Genomic DNA, 20,052 nt, shown 5'->3' with positions numbered 1-20,052 from the left:
GTGGTGAACCGCACTCGGGGTGCGGCCCGGAGGGAGCGCGGGCGCGAGCGACACCGAGCCGCGGAGGGATCCGCCCCTCTTCCCGGCGATCCGGGTGGGGGGTGGAGGGGGTCCGTCGGGAACCGGCGGGGCCGGCCCGGCGGCATGCGGCCGGGCCGGCCCTTCCGACCCCTACGGCAGCTCGGGCAGTTCGGGCAACTGGGGCGCGACGTCCGGCGCCGGGACGCCCACCACCAGCCGCAGGTCCGGCCTGCTGACCGGCACCAGTGCCGTGACCGTGATCTCCACCGGGCCGCCGGTGTACGGCCGCCACGGCGGCATGAGCATCGGGCGCGTGGTGCCGTAGGCGGGCGGCTGGCTCTCGGCGGTGGCCCGCCAGATGCGGTCCACCAGCGGATCGTCGGCCACCAGGCGGTCGACGAGCTGCCACAGCTCCCCGTCGCCCGGCGCCTGGATCAGCTCGCGCCGCAACTGCGCGAGCAGCAGGGGCGCCCAGCGCGTCTCCCAGTCCACGCACTGGGCGCGGCCCGGCCCCCGCAGCAGCGAGACCATGATGTTGACGCCCGGCTCCATCCACGGCCAGTTGGCCAGTGCCCGGCGGTTGGCGGCCATCATCCGGTACCCGGCCGAGCACCAGTAGGCGCCGTGCTCCTCGCGCTCCAGCACCTCCACCAGGTCCCGCGGCACCTCACCGGTGTCGGCGGGGGGCGCCTGGGGCGGCGGCTTCCCGCACCACAGGTACAGCATCTCCGTCTCGTCGGGAGCCAGCCGGAGCAACTGGGCGATGGCCGTGATCAGCGTCACGCTCACACCGTGGGCGGTGCCCTTCTCGATCCGGCGGTAGTGGCGCTCGTCCACATGCAGCAGCCGAGCCATGAGAGCCACGGTGAGCTCTTCCGGCAGCGGCTCCAGCCATGCCGCCTCGGGCAGCTCCCGCGGCCTGATCCGCGCCCGCCAGGACGGCAGCAGGTCCGTACCCAGCCCCGAGGCCGACTCCGCCATCCGCTCGCCCCCAGACACCAGGAGACCCGCACTGCGCCCCACCGCCAGACTAGGCGGCTTCGGCCGCCGGCGCCCGGTGAGCATTCCGAGCGGGTCCGGCGCGGACCCGGGTCGGCGGTGGACCCGGGTCCGCGGCCGACCCGGGTCCGCGGCTGACCCTTCCGGCCACCGGGCGGACGCGATCCCCTGGAGACATGCACGACGTTCCGCCGCGGCACACCACGGCGGGCCCCCACGCGGACGAGGGCGGACGGCGGCCACCGGCCGGCGCCGCCCGGACGCGACCGGCGGCCCTCCTCGCGGCTCCCGGCGGGTACCGCCGGCCCGGCCGCGACGCCTCGGCACCGACCACCGGCTCCGCTCCGGTAGAGGGGATCGCCCCGTGACCGCTCCCAGGCCAGAACCGACGTTCCACGTCGCGCGGTGCGACGCCGCGGTGCTCACCGACCCGGGCACGGCGCTGCCGATCGCCGACATCCTGCGCGCGGCGGGCCTGCGGGTCGCCGCCGCCACGGTGCCGGCTCCCACCGGCGACCCCTACCGCGAGGCGATCTCCGCCGTCGACCGGGCGCCCCTGGTCATCTCCGCCTGGGCCACCCCCGCGGTCGACCGCGCCACCAGCGCCCTGGTCGCCGCCCGCCTCGCCGACCGGATCAGCGCCGGTCCGTCCCCGGTCTGGGTCCGCATCTCCCGCGACCCCGTCCACCCGGCTCCGCCGTTCTCGGTGCACATCCCCCTGAGCCCCGCCGGGACGCTGGGCCCCGAGGCCCGCGGGGCGCTCGCGCGGCTCGCCGCCGGCGACCTCGGCCCGTGCCTGCCCGCCGCGGCGGGAGCCGCCGGCCACCTGCTCGCGGCCCTCCGGCCGCCGCCGGGCGGGCGGGAGCGCGCTTCCTCCTTCGACTCCACGCGCCCGGCCGCGTCGGGACCGGTGGTCAACTCGTCCTGAGCCCGCCGCCAGGCGTCGTCGCCGGGGACGAACCGGCTGCGCAGGTAGGCGGCGGTGAGGCGGCAGTGAGGCGGCCGATCGCGGCGACCCTGGCCGGGTCGTCGTCCGTGGTCTCCTTCGCGTCGTAGCCGGAGATCCCGCCGAGGAGGTGCTCCCCGCCGAAGACGGTGAGCAGGGTCTTGGGAGCCGGGCCAGGTGGTAGGGGTCGGCGTGCCAGTCCGGCCCCATGGTCGTCCAGTGCCGCGAGTCGTCCCGGTCGCCGGCGACCACCAGCGCGGGCGTGGTCATCGTGGACAGGTCCATGGTCCGGAACACCGGCACCTGCTCGGCCACGAACCCGTCGAACGCGGGCGCGGGCGCCGGGGCCCCGCCCGTCTACGGGGCGGCGGGGCCGTCGAGGAAGCGGTGCAGCACGGCGGCCTCCGCACGCAGCCGCGCCGCCCGTTCGGCATGCGCGGGAGCGGTCAGCCGCGCCGCGACCGCCAGTCGTTCATCGGCCTCGGCCCGCACCACGTCGGCGACCTCGCCCTCGTCCAGCTCGCGCCGGGCCACCTCGGTGGCGCCCGCGCCGACCGGTGCCTGCTCCAGGGCCAGGCCCCGCAGGTCCGCCTCGTCCACGGGCGCGGCCTCGGCGTTGTCCAGCGCGGCGAGGGCCGAGCGCAGCGCGCTCACCGCGGCACGGTCCCGCGCGCGCATCGCTTCCAGCAGGGCCTGGCGCATCCGAGGACGTAGAGACATGCGGGCGACCCTAGACCGCGACCCCACCTGCGACAACGGGGTTTCCACGCGGTGCGGTCGAGCCGCACGAGGTCCCACCCCCGCTCGCCCCGAAGGGCACACGCGCACAGGACGGTCCCACGTCGCCCCCGGTGCACGGGAGTTGCCGCCCGAGCGGCGCGCGGGTCGGGCCGGCGCGGGGCCGGGCGGATGGTTCGCCCACTGCCGTGGCGGGCGGCGCCGTGGGACACTGCCCGGCATGGAGCGGACTGCCACGGACCTCTTCCTCGAACGCTTCGTCGCCGACGTCCGGCAGGCCGTGCCGACCGTCTCCGTATGGGCGCACGGCTCGCTCGCGATGGGCGACTTCCAGGCCGGCCGCAGCGACCTCGACCTCATCACGGTCGTCGAGGCACCGCCCGGCCCCGAGCAGCGGGCCCTGCTGGGGGACATGCACCGGCGGATGCTGGCCGAGGAGCCGGCCGCGGCCAAACTGCACTGCACCTACATGGCGCGCGCCGCACTGGACGGCGCGGAGCGCAGCCACTTCACCTGGGCCCACAACCGGCTCCAGGAGCGTCCGGTGACGCCGGTCTCCCGGCGCGAACTGCTCGACGGCGGGCTGACGCTGTACGGAGCGCCGGCCACGGAGCTGCTGCCGCCGCTGGCCGAGGGGCAGTTGGAGGAGTTCATCCGGCAGGACCTGGCCCGGTTCTGGCTGCCGGCCACGCGCAGCCCGGTGCCGTGGATGCGGGACATCTGGGTGGACCTGGGGCCCTTGGTGCTGGCCCGCGCCACCGTGACGTTGCGCGACGGGCGCCTGATCACCAAGGGCGAGGCCCTCGACGTGCTGACCGAACTCGGCGCCCCCGCGGACCTGGTCCGCGACATCCGCGACCGCCGCTACGCCGACCCCGCCCCGATCAGCCCCCTCCGGCGGGTCCGCCGCGCCCTGCGGGCCCGCGCCTTCGTCCGCCGGGGCATCCGACGCACCCTCGCCGAACGCTGAGAACGCCGGCCCAGGGCCCGTCGGCGGGAAGCCGTCGGACCGACGGCCGCTCCCCGCCCCCACCTGCCCCAAGTTGCGGCCCGTCGCAGCCGCGGCTCATTGCGGCCCGCTGCGGCTCACTACGGCTCGTTGCGGCTGTCACGGCCGTCACGGCCCGGGGCCGTTCGGGCGCCGGTGGGGGGCGGAACTCGCAAGGGCGCCGGTCATCGGGTAGGAGTGGTCCGAGGGTCCGCACGGGCCCTGCCGGACACACGGCGCGGGCGGCGCGGACGGCGCCACGGCGCGGACGGCGAGCGAGAAGGGCGGCCGGGCGGATGACGGGATGGCGCAGGACAGCGGCACGGGACGCGGACGGGTCCCGCCGTGAGGGCCGGGGCACGCGGGGCCGGTGGCCGCGGACCGCGGCACGCGGGCGCGGGCGCGGGCGCGGGCAGGCCGCCGCGGGGTGCGCCGCCGCGATTGCGCTGCTGCTGGCCGGGTGCTCGTCGGGGTCGGACGGCGCCTCCCCCTCGGTGTCCGCCTCCGCCGGCGGGTCGGCGACGCCGACGGCGGGCGCCCCCGCCTCGACCGGTGCGGCCAGCTCCGCGCCTCCCGCGGCCACGGCGACCAGCACCCCGACCCCGACCGCCGGCGCGGCCTCCGGGTCGGCGACCGTCACCGGCACCGTCGCCTCGAACCTGAACGTGCCGTGGGGCGTGGCCCTGCTGCCCGGGGGCGACCTGCTGGTGAACTCGCGGGACACCGGCGTGATCCAGCGCGTCGTGCCGGGCACCGGCAAGCGCACGGTCGCCGGCACGGTGCCCGGAGTGGTCTCCACCAAGAGCTCAGAGGGTGAGACGGGCCTGCTGGGGCTGGCGCTCTCGCCCGACTTCGGCTCGGACCGCCTGATCTACGTCTACTTCTCCACCGCGACCGACAACCGCATCGCGAAGCTGACCTACACCCCGTCGGCGAGCGCCGGGCACCAGCTCGGCCGGCTCGACGTCATCCTCAAGGGCATCCCGCGCAGCATCCACCACAACGGCGGCCGTATCGCGTTCGGCCCCGACGGCATGCTCTACGCGGGCACCGGCGACGCCGAGAACACCGCGCTGCCGCAGGACAAGTCCTCGCTCGGCGGCAAGATCCTGCGGATGACGGCGGACGGCAAGCCGGCGCCGGGCAACCCGTTCGGCAAGTCCGTCGTGTACACCATCGGCCACCGCAACGTGCAGGGACTGGCCTGGGACCCGTCGGGGAACCTGTGGGCCTCCGAACTCGGCGACCGCGAGGCCGACGAGCTGAACCTGATCAGGGCCGGCCGCGACTACGGCTGGCCCGCCACCCAGGGCCGGACCAGCCGCGCCGGATACACCTCACCGGTCGCCCAGTTCGGCACCGAGGAGGACTCCCCCAGCGGCATCGCCTGGGTCGACGGTTCCATCTGGATGGCCGCGCTGAAGGGCGAGCGGCTGTGGCGCATCCCCCTGGACGGCACCACGCTGGTCGCCGCGCCGCAGAGCAAGCTCGTCTCCGCCCACGGCCGGCTGCGCACGGTGCTCGCCTACGACGGCGGGCTGTTGGTGACCACCAGCAACACGGACGGACGGATCTCCCCCGGCTCCGGCGACGACAAGATCCTGAAAGTGAAAGTCGGCTGACGACCCGTCACACATCCCGCCGGCCGCCGGCCCCCGCACCCCGCCGCCGCACGCCGCCCCCGGTTCAGCCCGACATGACCGCGCGCGCGACCGCCGCGACCGCGGGGGCGGGGCGCCCGGGGAGGCGGGCCAGGAGCACCCGGCGGACCTCGGGCGGCGCGCCCTCCACCCGCAGCGCGATCACGCCGGGCGGCAGCGCGGGCACCACCCGGTCGGGCACCGTCGTCACGCCGAACCCGCCGGCGACCAGGCGGAGTTTGGTCAGCCAGTCGGTCGCGCGGTGGGCGACGCGCGGCCGCCCGGGCAGGCCCGGCCAGACCCCGAGCAGGGGCTGCGCGGTCGAGGACGGGGTGGCGATCCAGGGCGCGCCGGCGAGCTCGTCGAGGTGCACCGAGGTGCGGCCGGCGAACTCCCCGGAGGCGGACGCCGCGACGACCAGCGCGGTGTCCTCGACGGTCTCGATGTGCAGCCGCGGCGACTCGCCGTCCGAGGGCCGGTGCGGTGGACGGGAGGTGAGCAGGGCCAGGTCCGACGAACCGGCCCGCAGCGCCCTGATCAGCACCGGCGTGGTGCCCTCGGTCGTGGTGACGGCGATCCGCGGGTGGACGGCGAGGCGTGCGAGCAGGGCGGGCAGCAGGCCCCAGCCGGCGCTGGGGAACACGCCGAGCCGCACCGCCTCCGTCCGCTCGGCGGCGCCGGCGAGTTCGCGCTCGGCGTCGGCCACCGAGTCCAGGATCGTCCGGGCGTGGCGCAGCAGGACGAGGCCGGCGGGGGTGAGCCGCACCCCGTCGGGGTGGCGCTCGAACAGGGTGGCGCCGGCGCTCCGTTCGAGGGCGGCCGCCTGCCGCGAGACGGCCGACTGCGTGTAGCCGAGCCGGGCGGCGGCCGCGGTGAAGCTGCCGGACTCGGCGATCTGCCGCAGGACGCGCAGGCCCGCGCTGGAGAGGTCCATGCGCATCAGGCATACCACGCATGCCCGATCTTCGCTTCCCGCATCGCTGCCGCGGTCGTAGCGTCGGTGCCGAGAAGCGGACGAAAGCTGAGGTCATCACGTGCGAGCAGCAGTTCTGACGGAGTTCGGCGCGCCCCTGGCGGTGCGGGAGGTGCCCGCTCCGCGGGCCGGGGGCGGCGAGGTGGTGGTGGACGTGCTGGCCACCTGCGTCCTGCCGTACGCGGCCGAGGTCTTCAGCGGCGAGCGCTCCTACCCGCTGGTCCCTCCCGTCGTGCCCGGGCTCGGCGGCGTGGGCCGGGTGGTCGCCGTCGGACCGGACGCGACCCGGCTGCGGGCCGGCGACCTGGTGTGGTGCGATCCGACGGTGCGCTCCCGGGACGACGCCCTGACGCCCGACATCGCGCTCCAGGGCTGGAGTTCCCGGGGCGAGGGCGGCGCGCGCCTGGCCGAGCACCTGCACGACGGGTCCTTCGCCGAGTCGATGCGGGTGCCGACCGAGAACGTCTTCCCGCTGCCCGGGGAGGCGGCCGCCGACCCGGCCCGCTGGGCCGCCCTCGCCGTGCACCTCATCCCCTACAGCGGGCTGCTGGCCGGTGGGTTCGCGGCCGGGGAGACGCTGCTGGTCAGCGGCGCCACCGGGAACCTCGGCAGCAGCGCGGTCGCGGTGGCGCTGGCGATGGGCGCGGGCCGGGTGGTGGCGCCGGGCAGGAACCGCGCCGCGCTCGACCTGCTCGCCGACCGGTTCGGGTCGCGCGTGCGGCCGGTGCGGCTGACCGGCGACACGGCCGCCGACGGGGCGGCGATGTCCGCGGCGGCGGGCGGGCCGGTCGACATGGTGCTCGACCTGCTCCCGCCGAGCGCGCCCAGTTCGGTGGCGCGCACGGCCGCCATGACGGTGCGGGAGTACGGCCGGGTGGTGCTGATGGGCGGTGTCGGCATGCTCGGCGGCGACGACCTCGCGCTCCCGTACCCGTGGATCATGCGCAACTCCGTCACCGTGCGCGGCCAGTGGATGGGCCCGCGCGGCGCGAACGTGGGCGTGGTCCGGCTCGTGGCGTCGGGCGCGCTCGACCTCGCACCCGAGCACGTCCGGACCTTCGGGCTCGACGCGGTCAACGAGGCGATCGCGTACGCGGCGGCGCACCCGGGTCCGTTCGAGCGCACCGTCCTCGCCCCGCCCGCCGGCTGACCGCCCACCGCCGGCCGGGGCCGCCGGGCCGGCGGCCGCCGGGTGCACCGCACCGGGGCCGGGACGCGCGGAGGGCCGGTGCCCGCGGGATCGCCCGCGGACACCGGCCGGTACCGCCGGCCGGGGCCGGCCGTGTTCCGCCGCGCTCAGTAGGAGAACTGCTGGATCTGCTGGTCGTACGCCCCGAACGTCCAGCCCGTCCGCGTCGCCGGGTCGAGCTGGATCGTGTCGTCCGGCGCGGCGTGCCCGCCCAGCGTGACGCCGGTGAGGGTGCGCAGTACCTTCCCGGTGGTCAGGTCGACCACGACCAGTTGTCCGGTCGCGTTGTTGTCCGGGACGTACATGCCCGCCCCGAAGTACGCGGTGCCCGCGGGCGAGGCGTAGGAGACCACCGCGACCTCGTGCGCGCCGTCCACCGCCAGGGCGGCGGGCTTGCCCAGCCGCACGCTGACCGCGTCGCCGGTGCTGGTCCCGGTGGCCTCGTCGGTGCCGGAGACCACGCCGGTGGGCACGATGTTCACGCTGATCTCGGTGGCCGACAGGTTGTAGAGCGTGCCGGCGCCGTCGGAGGCGATGCCGTGGCTGCACGCCGAGGTGGTGCCGTCCGCGGTGACCGTCCGGGCGGTCAGGTCCACGCGGGCGACGGTGGCGCTGCCCAGGCAGTTGAAGATTCCGGCCGGGCGGGCGAGGAACACCGCGCCGGTGGCGGCGTCCACGGTCAGCAGGCCGTACGAGCCCGCGGTCACCCCGGCCGGGTCGGCGGGGATCGGCGCGGCCGCCGTACCGCCGGCCAGGTCGACCGGCAGCACCAGGTCGCCGCCGTCGGCGCCGTGCAGCAGCAGGGCGCCGCGGTGGTGGGCGGCGTCCACCCGGCCGGTGACGTAGGTGCCGTCCGCGGCGGGCAGCGCGGTACTGCCGACGAGCGTGTCGGACGCGGTGTTCCAGGTCTCCACCCGCAGGCCGCCGGCCGCGGAGCGGTGCACCAGCAGCACCCGGTCGTCCGTGGCTCCGACCACGTCGTACCCGGAGCCCGCCTCGCCGTCGGCGGTGACGGCGGCGCCGTAGCGGCCGGTCGCCGTCGCGTAGTGCCGCACCTCGCTGCCGCCGGAGGCGGTGGCCAGCGCCGCCACGGAGTGGGCGCCGTCGGCGGCGAACCCGGTCACCGACGAGCCGGCGGGGGCGAGCCCGTCGTCGAAGGCGAGCGAGGACAGCGGGGACGCCTGGCCGACCACGTGGCCGGCGCGGTCGAGGGCCAGCACGCGCACCCCGTAGGCGTCGGAGCCGCCCAGGCCGAGCGCCGCGGCGTCCAGCCGTACCGTCCCGGAGGTGCCCGGCAGTGCCCGGTGCGCGGCCGAGGGGCTGTCCACGCCGTCGTCGTCCAGCACCGTGCCGTTGGCGTTGGTGAAGGTGTTCAGCGAGCCGAACGCGGTGGGGCCCGGTGCGGAGAACTCCAGCTCCGCGCTGTGCGCGCCCGGCACGCCGCGCACGTCGTAGCGCACGTCGAACCGCGGGGCGGCGCGGGTGGGTTCGGCGGCGTGGCCGGCCGCGCCGCCCGCCGCCGACAGCAGGGGCGCGTCGGGGCGCTGCGCCGCGGTGGCGCCCGCCACCCGGATCGGCGCGAACTCGCCGTAGCCGGTGAGCTGCGGGTTGCCGCCGTAGCCGTACTGCACCACGCCGATCCCGTAGATCCCGCCGCCGTCGGCGAACGCGGACGCCGGGACGGTGACGGTGCCCTTGGTCGCGGTCAGCTCCTGGTGCCAGGCGGCGGTGAACAGCGGGGCGAGCTGCGGGTTCCAGTGGCCCGCGGTGGACACGACGAGCTGCGGGTCGGTCGTGTTCGCCACGCCGGTCAGGTCGTAGGAGACCTTCACCGCGTGCCCGGCGGCGGCCACCGCGGGCGCGGTCGGGGCGGCCGCCTCGGCGTACTGCCCGTCGCTTGGCCCGACGGTGAGGGTGCGCCGCTGACTCGCGACGACGTGGCCGCCGCGGACCACCGCGTAGGTGACGGTGACCTGCCGGTCCGCGGTGGAGACCACCGGCAGCCCCGCGGCGGTGAGCAGGTCCCGCGGCGTCACCCGGATCGCGGGCGAGGCCGAGCGCAGGACGGTGCGGCCGACGGTGAGGGTGTACGACGTGCCCGCGCCGGTCGATCCGGTCACGTCGCCGGCGAAGGTGATCGGGCCGATCAGGCCCTCGCCGTTGCCGCCCGAGGCCATGTCGTCCAGGTCGATCCGGTCCTGGTCGGTGCCCTCCAGGAAGTCGCCGCCCAGGCCGCCCTGGGTGACCCGGTGCGCCACCGACAGCCGGACCAGGGTCGGCCGGACCGGCGCCCTGCCGCCCAGCGCCCGCTCCGCGGCGGCGGTCACGTCGATCTGCGGGCCGACGTGCAGGGTGCGGTCGATCTGCGGCGGGGTCGGCACCGCGCGGCCGGTCTGCTCCAGCACGTCGCGGACCTGCTGCGGGCTCAGCGCGCGGCCGTCGAGCCGGCCGGCCTGGAGCACCACGGCGGCGGCCGCGGCGATCTCCGGCGCGGAGGCCGAGGTGCCGCCGTTCAGCGACACGTCGACGTCCTGCGCACTGCCGCCGACGGCGTGCGAGAAGGCGAGGATGTTGTCGCTGGGCGCGGACAGGTCGACCCGGCTGCCGAAGCCGGAGGAGAAGCTGCCGAACCCGCTCAGGCGGGTCTCCGCCGTGGTGGCCGGGCCGCCGGTGCCCTGCGCGAGGGTGTCGTCGAGGGTGCTGCCGCCGGCGGCGATGGCGCCGGTGTCGGGCACGAGGGTCGGCGTGGTGGACAGCGCGTCGTCGTCGATGGTGGTCGTCCCGGTGCGGCCGGTCGCGGTGTCGGTCGGGGTGCTGCCGCCGTCCGGGCCGACCGAGGCCGGGGTGTAGAGCCGGGTGCCGTCGTTGGAGGAGATCGTCACCACGATGTGGTCGTGCTGCACGATCGACGCGACGACCGAGCGGATCACCGGGTCGTCCTCCAGGTAACGGCCGGGCAGGCCCTGGGAGTCGGTGCCGAATCCCAGGCTCGCGGTGATCACGTCCGGCGCGGGCGACTGGGCGGCGGCCGCCAGCAGCGCCCCGGCGATGCGGTCGGTGGTCGGCTGCTCGGGCACCACCAGCCGGTAGTCCGCGCCCGGCGCGATGCCCAGCAGGTCGGTGTAGCCGCTGCCGGTGGCCGCGGCGCGCTGCCGGTCGTGCGGCAGCGGCGCCATCACGCCGAAGTCGAGCATGACCTCGTCGAGGGTCGGGTCCTGCTGTTCGGTGGAGGCCGCGCCGTCCAGTCCGCCGGAGTCCTCGGCGACGTAGGTCGGGATCAGCGGCATCGAGGGCAGGTCGAGGTAGCGCTGTCCGTCGCGGACGACGGTGGTCGGGCCGTTCTCCTGGACGTACGCGTCGCCGGCGTCGGCCATCGACTGGTCGGTGAGGTCGCCGACGGAGACGTTGGTGACGGTCTCGCCGGTGCCGGGCTGCTGCCCGAACTCCCCCTTCAGCAGGGAGTAGGCGCCGACCGCGTCCACACCGCCGGCGTTGAGGAACGCCTGTGCGGAGTCGGCGAGGGTGTCGTTGCCGGGGACGGCGGCGGCCGCACCGCCCTGCGGGGCAGGGGTGGCGGGCTCCGCCTTCGCGGCCGGGGTGTGCGCGCCGGTGCCGGGCGCCGTCGCGCCCTTCGGGAGTCGCTGGGCGCCGGTGTTCATGGTGTTGACGTACCGGTCGGGTTCGGCCGCGGCCACGCCCGGGCTCGTCGCCAGCTCCCGTGCCACGGCGGCGGTGTCCCGCTCGGAGGTGCGCAGGACGTAGGTGCGGGCCAGGTCGGGCGCGCCCGCGCCGAGCCGGTCGCGCGCGGCGCCGGTCAGCGTCTCGGCGGCCGACGCGGAGACGCCGGGCAGCAGCGGGGTCAGCGACTGCGCGCCGGCCGCCTTCAGCCGGGTGTCCAGCGTCGCGTTGCTGGTGTCGGGGCGGCGCGCGGCGACGCGGGTGCCGGGCACGCCGCCCCCGGTCACCGAGGTCGAGGAGTCCAGGGTCACCAGCACCTGCCCGGGCACGACGCCCTGGCGCTGGGCGGCGGGCGGGGGCGGCGCGGACGACGCGCCGAGCGCGGAGCGGGCGGGGGCGGGCAGGGAGGTCGAGGCGCCCGCGGACGACGCGGCGGGCGCCGTGGCGGACGAGGTCCCCGGCGCGGCCGGCGCGGAGAACGCGGAGGCGTGCGGGGTCGCCGCTGACACCGTTGTCGGAGCGGCCACGGCGGTGGCGACGGCCGCGACGACCGCCACCACGGCGGCGCGGGCGCGGCCGGGCGCGACGCCCGGCGGGTTGGAGCGGTGCATGAAACACCTTCCGACGGAGGGAGTGCGAGTGCGGGCGCACAGGGGGGTTGCGGGCGCGCTCCCGCCGGCTTCCTCGACGCGGGAACGGCGCCCTGTGCGGTGGAAGATGCCAACTGCCGCCGATGACGCGCAAGATGTTCACGCTGGCCGGGTTGTGCCAGGTGGCGGGGGGTCGCCACACGACTGCGGAGAAACCATGAAACTTGACGTCCTGGGACTCGGTGACGAAACGGAACGCGTCTACACGACGCTGGTCGGCCTGCCGCGGTGCAGCGCCACGGAGCTGGCCACGGCGTACGGCGGCAGCACCGCGGCGGTCGCGAAGGTGCTCGCGGCGCTGGTCGCCAAGGGCCTGGCCACCCGCGCCGGGAGCAGGCCGCCGCGCTTCACCGCCACGCCGCCGGACGTCGCGGTCACCGCGCTGATCCAGGAGCGGCAGCGGCAGCTCGACGCGGCGCGCTCGCTGGTGCAGCGCCTGGCGCAGACGCACCGGGAGGCGCTGCGGATCAACGACCCGGACATCGCGGTGGAGTTGCTCACCCGCCGCGAGGACATCAGTGCGGCGGCGGGCCGGCTGATCAACGAGGCGGAGCGCGAGGTGCGCGCGTTCGACCGGCCGCCGTACATCGACCGCCCGGGCAGCAACCTCCAGCACCAACTGCGGCGGCAGCGCATCGGCGTGGTGCACCGGGTGATCTACTCGCGGGACGCCGTGGCCTGGCCGGGCCGGCTGCTCGACGACATCCTGCCGAGCGTGGGTGCCGGCGAACAGGCCCGGGTGCGCGGCGAGTTGCCGCTCAAGCTGGTGATACGCGACGGCCTTGCGGCCCTCATCCCGTTCAGCCTGTCGGCCGGCGGGCACTCCGCCGCGTACCTCGTGCACCCCTCGCCGATCCTGGCGGCGCTGGAGGCGCTGTTCGAGGCGGAGTGGGACCGGGCGGTGCCGCTCGGCGAGGCGGAGGGGCCGGCGTCCGCGGCGGCGGCCCCCGCGGGCGGGGCGCCGGCCCCTCCCGCGCCGGCCGAGGAGACCAGGACCCTGCTCATGCTGATGGCCTCCGGGCTGACCGACGCGGCGATCGCGAGGACCCAGGGGTGGAGCCCGCGCACCACGCAGCGGCGGATCCACGACCTGATGACCGCCCTCGGGGCGACCACCCGCTTCCAGGCCGCCCTCGCGGCCGCCCGCCGCGGCTGGGTGTGACCCCGTGCCCGGCGGGGCGGGGCGGGTGTCCGCGCGCCGGTCCCGCTACTCGAAGCGGGCGGGGTCGCCGGCGCCGCGGCGGACGATCTCGACGGCGCCGTCGGAGAAGTCGACGACGGTGGTGGGCTCGGTGCCGCAGTCGCCGGAGTCCACCACGGCGTCCACCACGTGGTCGAGCCGCTCCTTGATCTCCCAGCCCTGCGTGAGCGGTTCGGCCTCGTCGGGCAGCAGCAGGGTGCTGGAGACGAGCGGCTCGTCGAGTTCCGCCAGGAGCGCCTGCGTGACGACGTGGTCGGGGATGCGCACGCCGACCGTCCGCTTCTTGGGGTGCAGCAGTTGCCGCGGCACCTCCCGCGTGGCCGGCAGGATGAAGGTGTAGCTGCCCGGTGTGGCCGCCTTGATCGCCCGGAACACGTCGTTGTCGATCTGCACGAGCTGGCCGAGCTGCGCGAAGTTCCGGCACATCAGGGTGAAGTGGTGCCGGTCGTCGAGGTCGCGGATGGACCGGATGCGGTCGAGCCCGTCGCGGTTGCCCATCCGGCAGCCCAGCGCGTAGCAGGAGTCCGTCGGGTAGGCGACGAGCGCGCCGGACCGGATGCTCTCGGCCACGCCGCCGATGATGCGCGGCTGGGGGTTCTCAGGGTGTACGTCGAGGTATCGCGCCATCGGCCCAGCGTAGTACCCCGGTTGCGATGTGCTGTCGCGCCTGGTCAGGCGCGTCCGGCGGGTCGCGGGCGGCACGGAGTGGCGTACTTCACGAAAAGAGCGCAAAAGGAACTTTACGCCGCCGGCCGTCCGTCTTCCTTGCGGTTGACCGCGCGAGGAGGGCGAGGAGGGCTGTGTCCGGGATGGGAGAGGAACGGGCCGGCGAGAGGGGCCCGCAGCAGCAGGGCGGGGGTCCCGCGCCGACGGGGCCGAACGGGTCCGCGTGGCGCCCGGCGCACCCCGCCCCGGCCGACGGGGCGCGCCGCCGGGACGCGGCGCGGCCCGAGCGGGCCGGAGCGCCGGATCACGCCGCCGGGCCGGACGCGGCCGGAGTGCCCGAGCCGGCGGCCGTGCCTGAGCCGGCGGCCAAGGGCGGCCGGGGGCTGGACCTGAGCGTGCCGCAGGTGGCGGGCAGCGCCGTGGCCGCGGTCGTGGCCGCCAAGCTCGCGTCCAACCTCGGGGTGTACGGCACGATCATGGGCGCCGGCGTGGTCAGCGTGCTGGGCACCTGCGGCGGCTCGATCCTCCAGCACGTCTTCCACCGCACCGGGCGGCACGTCCACGAGGTGGCCGGCCATGTGCACGAGGCCGCCTTCCAGGCCAGGCCCAGGCCGCGCCACCCATCCTCGGCGACGGACACCGCTGTGCGCACCGGCCTGTCCACGCCCCTGGACCTCCTCAAAGGCCCTCGGTCCGGCCCGGAGGGGGCGGCGGACACCTCGGCGGACGCGGCCCCGGGTTCGCCGTTCGCGGGCCCGCTCGCCGGCAACGGCGCGACCGGAGCGCTGCCCGCGGGCGCCGAGCCGTATCCGACGGCGCCCACCGCGATCGGGCCGACCGGGCCGGCGGCGGACCCACCGCAGGACTCCTCCGACGGCGCCGCCGACCACGGCGCCACCGGTTTCGGCGCCACCGTCCACGACTCCACCGACCACGCCCCCGACCCCGACTCCGCCATCCTCGGCTCCCCCGACGGCTCGACCCGGGTCTACGCCCTGGACCCCACCGGCACCGCCGCGTACGACGACACCGCCGCGTACGACGCCGCCGCCGCGGACCACCCCGAGCGCCTCGGGCCCCCGGGGCACCCGGGGCACCCGGAGGACACCGGCTACTCCGAAGGCACCGTGCACCGCACCCGCGGGCCGCGCTGGAAGAGGCCCGCCGCGGCCGTGGCCCTCGCCTTCGGCCTGACCATGGGCGGCATCACCGTGGCCGAACTCGCCTCGGGCCAGAACATCAGCGGCCACGGCAGCGGCACCACCATCGGCAACGCCTTCACCGGTCACACCTCGTCGCACTCGACGACCACACCGACCCCCTCCACCTCGGACACCCCCTCCGGGGGAGCATCGGACAGCCCCGCGGAATCCGGCACGCCGACGCCGAGCGGCACCACCCCGAGCACCGGCCGCACCGCGCCCACCGCCCCCTCCTCCCCGACGCCGTCCACCGCTCCCTCCACCGGGACCGGCACCACGTCGGGGGGCGGAGGCACCTCGACCGGGGGCGGCACGGGCGGGGGCGGCACCGGCCCGACCACGGCGCCCTCCCCCTCGGCGTCGGCGTCGGCGTCTCCGTCGGCCTCGCCTTCCGCCGGCGGCGTCCTGGGCCGCGCCGCGGACCCGAGGGAGACGCCGTAGCGCCACGGCCGGTCGCGATGGCCGCCCCCGCCTCGTCCCCGCCCACGCTCACGCCCCTGGCCCGAAACCGCCCCTGCGCTCCGGCCGGGGAGCGGCGCATGCCGGCCGGCGGCGGCGTACCGGACCGGGTCCGGACGCATCAGCGCAGGTAGGAGGGCCGGGCGCGGGGCGCCGGTCGGCGTAGCGAGGCGTAAAGCGGCCCGGCATCGGCGCGAAACACCCCCTTCATAGCTTCCCGGCCAAGCCGCCTGCGACGGCTCCGCTACGAAGGGGATGGTGGGTATGGGCCTGGCCGACAACCCGGAGATGGAAGACTACTCGCTACGTTTCACGCCCGCGGCCTTCCGCAAGTGGTCGCCGTGGATGGTGTTCCTTTCCTGCCTGGTGGGCATCTCGGCCATGGCCGGCTACGCGTTGGACGCCGCGTTCGTCGACGCGTACGGGTTCGGCAACGCGCTGGTCGGCTTCCTGGTGGCCGCGGCGGTGACGGTGCCGCTGACCCTGGTGCTGGCCTTCGCCATCGCCCGTAAGCACGTGGACATCGACCTGCTGACCCGCGGTTCGGGCTTCGGCTACCTCGGTTCGACCCTCACCTCGCTGGTGTACGCGACCTACACGCTGATCTTCCTCGCGTACGAGGGCGCCATCATGGCGCAGGCGGTCACCGCGCTGACCCACCTCGACATCCACCTGTCGTACGTGCTCGTGGCGGCGGTGATGATCCCGCTGACGCTGTACGGGATGACGTTCAGCTCGAAGTTCCAGGCGTGGACCTGGCCGCTGTGGGTGGCGCTGATCGGCCTGGCGGTGGGGGCGGCGGTCACCTCGCCGGACGCGGGACACCACATGACCTCGCCGGCCACCGTCTCCGCGTCGGGGGCGGCCGGGATCAGCGTGCTGGCGGTCTTCACGATCGCGGCCGCCCAACTGTCGCTGGCCACCCAGATCGGCGAGCAGGGCGACTACCTGCGGCTGATGAAGGACCCGGAGCCGGGCCGGGAGCGCTCCTGGCGGCTCGCGGTGCTCTTCGGCGGGCCGGGCATGTCGCTGTTCGCCGTGGCGATCTTCTTCGCCTCCACGCTGCTGGTCGGCTACGCCGGCACCCGGGCGGACGCGGGCGTGGTGGCGGTGCCGGTGGACCTGTTCACGGTGGTCTTCGAGCGGGTGACCGGCGGCCACACCTCGGCGCTGGTGCTCGCCGGCAGCCTGGTGCTGCTCTCCCAGCTCAAGATCAACATCATGAACACCTACTCGGGCTCGCTGTCCTGGTCGAACTTCTTCTCCCGGCTGCTGCACCGCCACCCCGGCCGCGCCGCCTGGGTCTTCCTCCAGGTGGGCCTGGCGCTGGTGCTGATGGAGCTGGACATCTTCCACCACATCGTCACGGTGCTGACCTGGTACGCGAACATCGGCGTCGCCTGGATCACCGCGATGTTCAGCGACCTGGTGATCAACAAGCGCTGGCTGCGGCTGAGCCCGCCGCAGGTCGTCTTCCACCGGGCCCACCTCTACCACGTGAACCCGGTGGGCTTCGGGTCGATGCTGGTGGCCGCCGGGGTGTCGATGACCGCCTCCTACAAGGTGTTCGGCCCGACCGCGGCCGCGCTCGCCCCCTTCCTGTCGGTCGGCCTCGCGCTGCTGCTGCCGCCGCTGGTCGCCGCCGCGACCCGGGGCCGCTGGTACATCGCCCGCCTCAGCGAGTTCCCCCCGGGGGTCGAGGAGTTGCCCTGCACGGTGTGCGGCGGCGACTACGACGTGTCCGACCTGGCCACCTGCCCGTTCCACCGCGGCACGATCTGCTCGCTGTGCTGCTCGACCGAGGGCGCCTGCCACGACCGCTGCAAGCCCAGCGCCTGGCGGCCGCCGGCCGGCGCCACGATGCTCGGCATGCCCACCGTGCCGACCCTGGTGGCCCGCGGCGGCGACGGCCCGGCCGCCGTGCCCGCGCACGCCGCCGGTGCAGGCCCGGTCGAGGAGGCGCAGGCGTGAGCGCGGGCACCGATCGCAACGCGCCCGTGCGGGACCGGAAACCCGCCGGCAACCGGACCCGGCCAGCATGGCGCCGGATGAGACCCGTAACGCCCTCCCCCGGCCGCCGCGAGACCGCGCGCGTGCACGAGGTGCGCCGGCTGCGGGACATGATCAGGACCACCATCCAGCGCGACGGCTACCCCGGCGGCCTGCTGCCCCACGAGTCGGAGCTGATGGCCGGCCACGGGATGTCCCGGGCCACCGTCCGGGAGGCGCTGGCGATGCTGCGCGCCGACGGCCTCATCGAGCGCACCCAGGGCGTCGGCACCCATGTGGTGACCGCCACCGTGACCACCGGTCTCGCCGAGGCGCACGGCGCGGTGCGTCCCACCGCCGACGGCCTGCTCGACCGCCGGATGCGCCCGCGGGTGCTGGACCGCACCCGCATCCCCGTGCCCGGCACGGTCGCCGAACGCCTCGGCGTCCCGCCCGGCACCCCGTGCCTGCGGCTGGAGTACATCGGCCTGCTCGACGAGGAACCGCTGCTCGTCGCCACCAACTACGCGCTCTACCCGGAGGCGGAGCGGCTGGGCGACAGCCCGTTCACCACCGACTGGTACGCGCTGATGGCCACCGCCGGAGCGGACTTCGGGCAGTCCGAGTTCGTGATCGGCTCCGAGCTGGCCGACCCGCTCACCGCCGGCATGCTGGGCCTGCGTCCGGGAGCGCCGCTGCTGGCCATGGAGCAGGTCATCTACGACCCGGACGGCCGGCCGTTCGACGTCGCGTTCATCTACACCCGCAGCGACCGGATGCGGTTCGTGTCCCGGGCCGTGGTGGCCGCCCGGCCACCGGGCGCCTGACACCCGGCCGCCCCGCCGAACCCCTTTCCCCCTCCCGCGTACCGCCGCCGACCCCGCCGGCCCGCGGACCGGCGCGCCGCCGTACCGAACTCCCTCTTCCCTCCTGCCCCTTGGAGCTGCCGTCATGACCACCACCACCGGCCTGCCCGTCACCCTCACCGACGCGGCCCGGGCGCTGCGCGAGGGCAGCGTGACCTCGGCCGACCTCACCAGAGCCGCGCTGGCCGCGGCCGACCGGCTGGACGCGGCCACCGGGACCTACCTCCACCGGTTCGACGAGTACGCCCTGGCCACCGCCGAGCGCGCCGACCGGGAGCTGGCCGCCGGCCGGGACCGCGGCCCGCTGCACGGCATCCCGTTCGGGGTGAAGGACATCCTGGCGATGGCGGAGGGCCCCACCACCGCGCAGAGCCTGGTGCTGGACCGCCGGTGGGGCGAGGGCCGGGACGCGCCCGCGGTCGCCCGGCTGAAGGCGGCCGGCGCGGTGATCACCGGCAAGACCTCCACCATGGAGTTCGCCTGCGGCATGCCCGACACCACGAAGCCCTTCCCGGTGCCGCGCAACCCGTGGGACACCGCGACCTGGCCGGGCGGTTCCAGCTCGGGCACCGGCACCGGGGTGGCCGGCGGGCTGTTCCTGGCCGGGCTGGGCACCGACACGGCGGGCAGCATCCGCATCCCGGCCGCCTTCTGCGGGGTGACCGGCCTGATGCCGACCTTCGGCCGGGTGCCCAAGTCCGGCTGCGTTCCGCTGGGTTACAGCCTCGACCACATCGGCCCGCTGGCCCGCAGCGCCCGCGACTGCGCGTCGGTGCTGGAGGTGCTGGCCGGGCCGGACGCGAGCGACCCGGACTGCGTGGACGCGCCGTTCACCGCCCCCGCCCTGACCGGCGACCTCACCGGGGTGCGGGTCGGCCTGGTGCGCGAACACCACTTCCCCGAGGGCAGCGACCCCGCGGCGGCGCCCGCGTTCGAGGCGGCGGCCGCGGTGCTCACCGAGCGCGGCGCGACCGTCGTCGGGACGACCCTGCCGTACTGGTCGGAGATGATCACCGCGGACATGGTCACCATGTCCTGCGAGGCGCTCGCCTACCACCGCACCGACCTGGCCGAGCGGTGGGGCGACTACTTCAGCTCCACCCGGGCCACCGTCGCGCTCGGCGCGCTGGTCTCCGGCGCCGACTACGTCCAGGCCCAACGGGTGCGCCGGGTCGCCCAGGACGCGCTCGCCCGCCTCTTCCAGGAGGTGGACGTCATCGCCTGCCCGACCGTCTCGGTCGGCGCACCGGCCTACGAGTCGGTCGTCGACGCCGAGGGCCGGCTCGACGTGGACACGCTCTTCCGCTTCATCCACACGCCCTACTGGGACAGCGTGGGCAACCCGGTCATCGCGCTGCCCATGGGATTCACCGCCGCGGGACTGCCGCTGTCCCTCCAACTCGCCGGCCCCGCCTTCGGCGAGGCGGTGCTGCTGCGGGCCGCCGACGCCTTCCAGCAGTCCACCGACTGGCACCTGCGGCTGCCGGCCGGCGCGGCACCGTACCCCGGCTGACCGCGGCCCCCGACCCGCGCCCGCGGGCACGCGGGCGCCGCACACACCGACGGAAGGACACCGCCATGCACGACGCCGCCACGACCCCCGAAGGCGCTCCCCGGCAGGCCGCGGGACCCGACGAGGCGACCGCCCGCCTCCTGCTCGCCGCCGCCTCACTGCCCGCCGACCCGGGCGAACTCGCCCTGCTCACCGCGCTCTACCCGCAGCGCCGCGCCGACGTGGACGCCCTCTACGCGGTGCCGGCCGCCCGCTACGCCGACCCCGCGCTGCGCTTCACCGCCGGCGCCACCATCGAGGACTGGGCGCGGCCGGCGGCCGGCTGACCTCCCGC

15 protein-coding genes and 1 pseudogene are annotated in these 20,052 nt (G+C 76.1%); 10 read left to right on the top strand and 6 right to left on the bottom strand.

Annotated features, from left to right (window positions below):
- Positions 1-171: 171 nt before the first annotated feature.
- Positions 172-1,044, bottom strand: a complete 873-nt coding sequence (locus RVR_RS33925) for an MmyB family transcriptional regulator (RefSeq protein ID WP_202237744.1) — start codon at positions 1,042-1,044, stop codon at positions 172-174.
- Between the two features lie 340 nt (positions 1,045-1,384).
- Here RVR_RS33925 and RVR_RS33920 point away from each other — a divergent pair, with 340 nt between their 5' ends.
- A complete protein-coding gene (locus tag RVR_RS33920; RefSeq protein WP_202237743.1) occupies positions 1,385-1,948 on the top strand; it encodes a hypothetical protein in 564 nt (187 codons plus the stop codon).
- Here RVR_RS33920 and RVR_RS38190 read toward each other — a convergent pair.
- Positions 1,897-2,293 (bottom strand): annotated as a pseudogene (locus tag RVR_RS38190) (chlorophyllase); the annotation flags it as partial. The gene RVR_RS33920 and the pseudogene RVR_RS38190 sit on opposite strands and share 52 nt — an antisense overlap.
- Before the next feature lie 30 nt (positions 2,294-2,323).
- A complete protein-coding gene (locus RVR_RS33915) occupies positions 2,324-2,644 on the bottom strand; it encodes a hypothetical protein (RefSeq protein WP_202239580.1) in 321 nt (106 codons plus the stop codon).
- 280 nt (positions 2,645-2,924) lie between these two features.
- On the opposite strand from RVR_RS33915, the gene RVR_RS33910 reads away from it, so the two are divergent.
- Positions 2,925-3,674 (top strand): nucleotidyltransferase domain-containing protein, encoded by a 750-nt coding sequence (locus RVR_RS33910; protein WP_202237741.1) that lies wholly within the window; start codon positions 2,925-2,927, stop codon positions 3,672-3,674.
- Positions 3,675-4,186: 512 nt separating this feature from the next.
- Positions 4,187-5,314, top strand: a complete 1,128-nt coding sequence (locus RVR_RS33905) for a PQQ-dependent sugar dehydrogenase (protein ID WP_346731496.1) — start codon at positions 4,187-4,189, stop codon at positions 5,312-5,314.
- 64 nt (positions 5,315-5,378) lie between these two features.
- On the opposite strand, the gene RVR_RS33900 is transcribed toward RVR_RS33905, so the two are convergent.
- On the bottom strand, positions 5,379-6,266 hold the full coding sequence (locus tag RVR_RS33900; RefSeq protein ID WP_202237738.1) for a LysR family transcriptional regulator: 888 nt from the start codon (positions 6,264-6,266) through the stop codon (positions 5,379-5,381).
- A gap of 100 nt (positions 6,267-6,366) precedes the next feature.
- Here RVR_RS33900 and RVR_RS33895 point away from each other — a divergent pair, with 100 nt between their 5' ends.
- A complete protein-coding gene (locus RVR_RS33895) occupies positions 6,367-7,455 on the top strand; it encodes an alcohol dehydrogenase catalytic domain-containing protein (RefSeq protein ID WP_202237736.1) in 1,089 nt (362 codons plus the stop codon).
- 146 nt (positions 7,456-7,601) lie between these two features.
- Here the strand turns inward: RVR_RS33895 and RVR_RS33890 are convergent, their stop codons facing one another.
- The gene (locus RVR_RS33890; RefSeq protein ID WP_202237734.1) at positions 7,602-11,783 is read right to left on the bottom strand and encodes an RHS repeat domain-containing protein; all 4,182 of its coding nucleotides are present in this window, start codon (positions 11,781-11,783) and stop codon (positions 7,602-7,604) included.
- 196 nt (positions 11,784-11,979) lie between these two features.
- Here RVR_RS33890 and RVR_RS33885 point away from each other — a divergent pair, with 196 nt between their 5' ends.
- Positions 11,980-12,984 carry a helix-turn-helix domain-containing protein gene (locus RVR_RS33885; RefSeq protein ID WP_202237733.1) on the top strand — a complete coding sequence of 335 codons (1,005 nt, stop codon included), beginning with the start codon at positions 11,980-11,982 and terminating at the stop codon, positions 12,982-12,984.
- 45 nt (positions 12,985-13,029) lie between these two features.
- Here RVR_RS33885 and RVR_RS33880 read toward each other — a convergent pair whose 3' ends face one another.
- Positions 13,030-13,650 (bottom strand): L-threonylcarbamoyladenylate synthase, encoded by a 621-nt coding sequence (locus RVR_RS33880; protein WP_202237732.1) that lies wholly within the window; start codon positions 13,648-13,650, stop codon positions 13,030-13,032.
- Positions 13,651-14,039: 389 nt separating this feature from the next.
- Here RVR_RS33880 and RVR_RS33875 point away from each other — a divergent pair, with 389 nt between their 5' ends.
- The 5 genes from RVR_RS33875 to RVR_RS33855 all read left to right on the top strand — a co-directional run bounded on the left by RVR_RS33875 (position 14,040) and on the right by RVR_RS33855 (position 20,044).
- Complete coding sequence (locus RVR_RS33875) at positions 14,040-15,332, top strand: hypothetical protein (protein WP_202237731.1); 1,293 nt, start codon at positions 14,040-14,042, stop codon at positions 15,330-15,332.
- A 282-nt stretch (positions 15,333-15,614) separates the two neighbouring features.
- Positions 15,615-17,321, top strand: a complete 1,707-nt coding sequence (locus tag RVR_RS33870) for a purine-cytosine permease family protein (protein WP_237405133.1) — start codon at positions 15,615-15,617, stop codon at positions 17,319-17,321.
- Between the two features lie 77 nt (positions 17,322-17,398).
- Complete coding sequence (locus RVR_RS33865; protein ID WP_202237729.1) at positions 17,399-18,166, top strand: GntR family transcriptional regulator; 768 nt, start codon at positions 17,399-17,401, stop codon at positions 18,164-18,166.
- Between the two features lie 124 nt (positions 18,167-18,290).
- Positions 18,291-19,718, top strand: coding sequence for an amidase (locus tag RVR_RS33860; protein ID WP_202237728.1), 1,428 nt, complete (start codon positions 18,291-18,293; stop codon positions 19,716-19,718).
- A gap of 65 nt (positions 19,719-19,783) precedes the next feature.
- Positions 19,784-20,044, top strand: a complete 261-nt coding sequence (locus RVR_RS33855; protein ID WP_202237727.1) for a hypothetical protein — start codon at positions 19,784-19,786, stop codon at positions 20,042-20,044.
- The last annotated feature ends 8 nt before the right edge of the window (positions 20,045-20,052 follow it).

It is taken from the genome of Streptomyces sp. SN-593 (assembly GCF_016756395.1).
GTDB lineage: Bacteria > Actinomycetota > Actinomycetes > Streptomycetales > Streptomycetaceae > Actinacidiphila > Actinacidiphila reveromycinica.
This window is presented reverse-complemented; position numbering and strand designations above follow the sequence as displayed.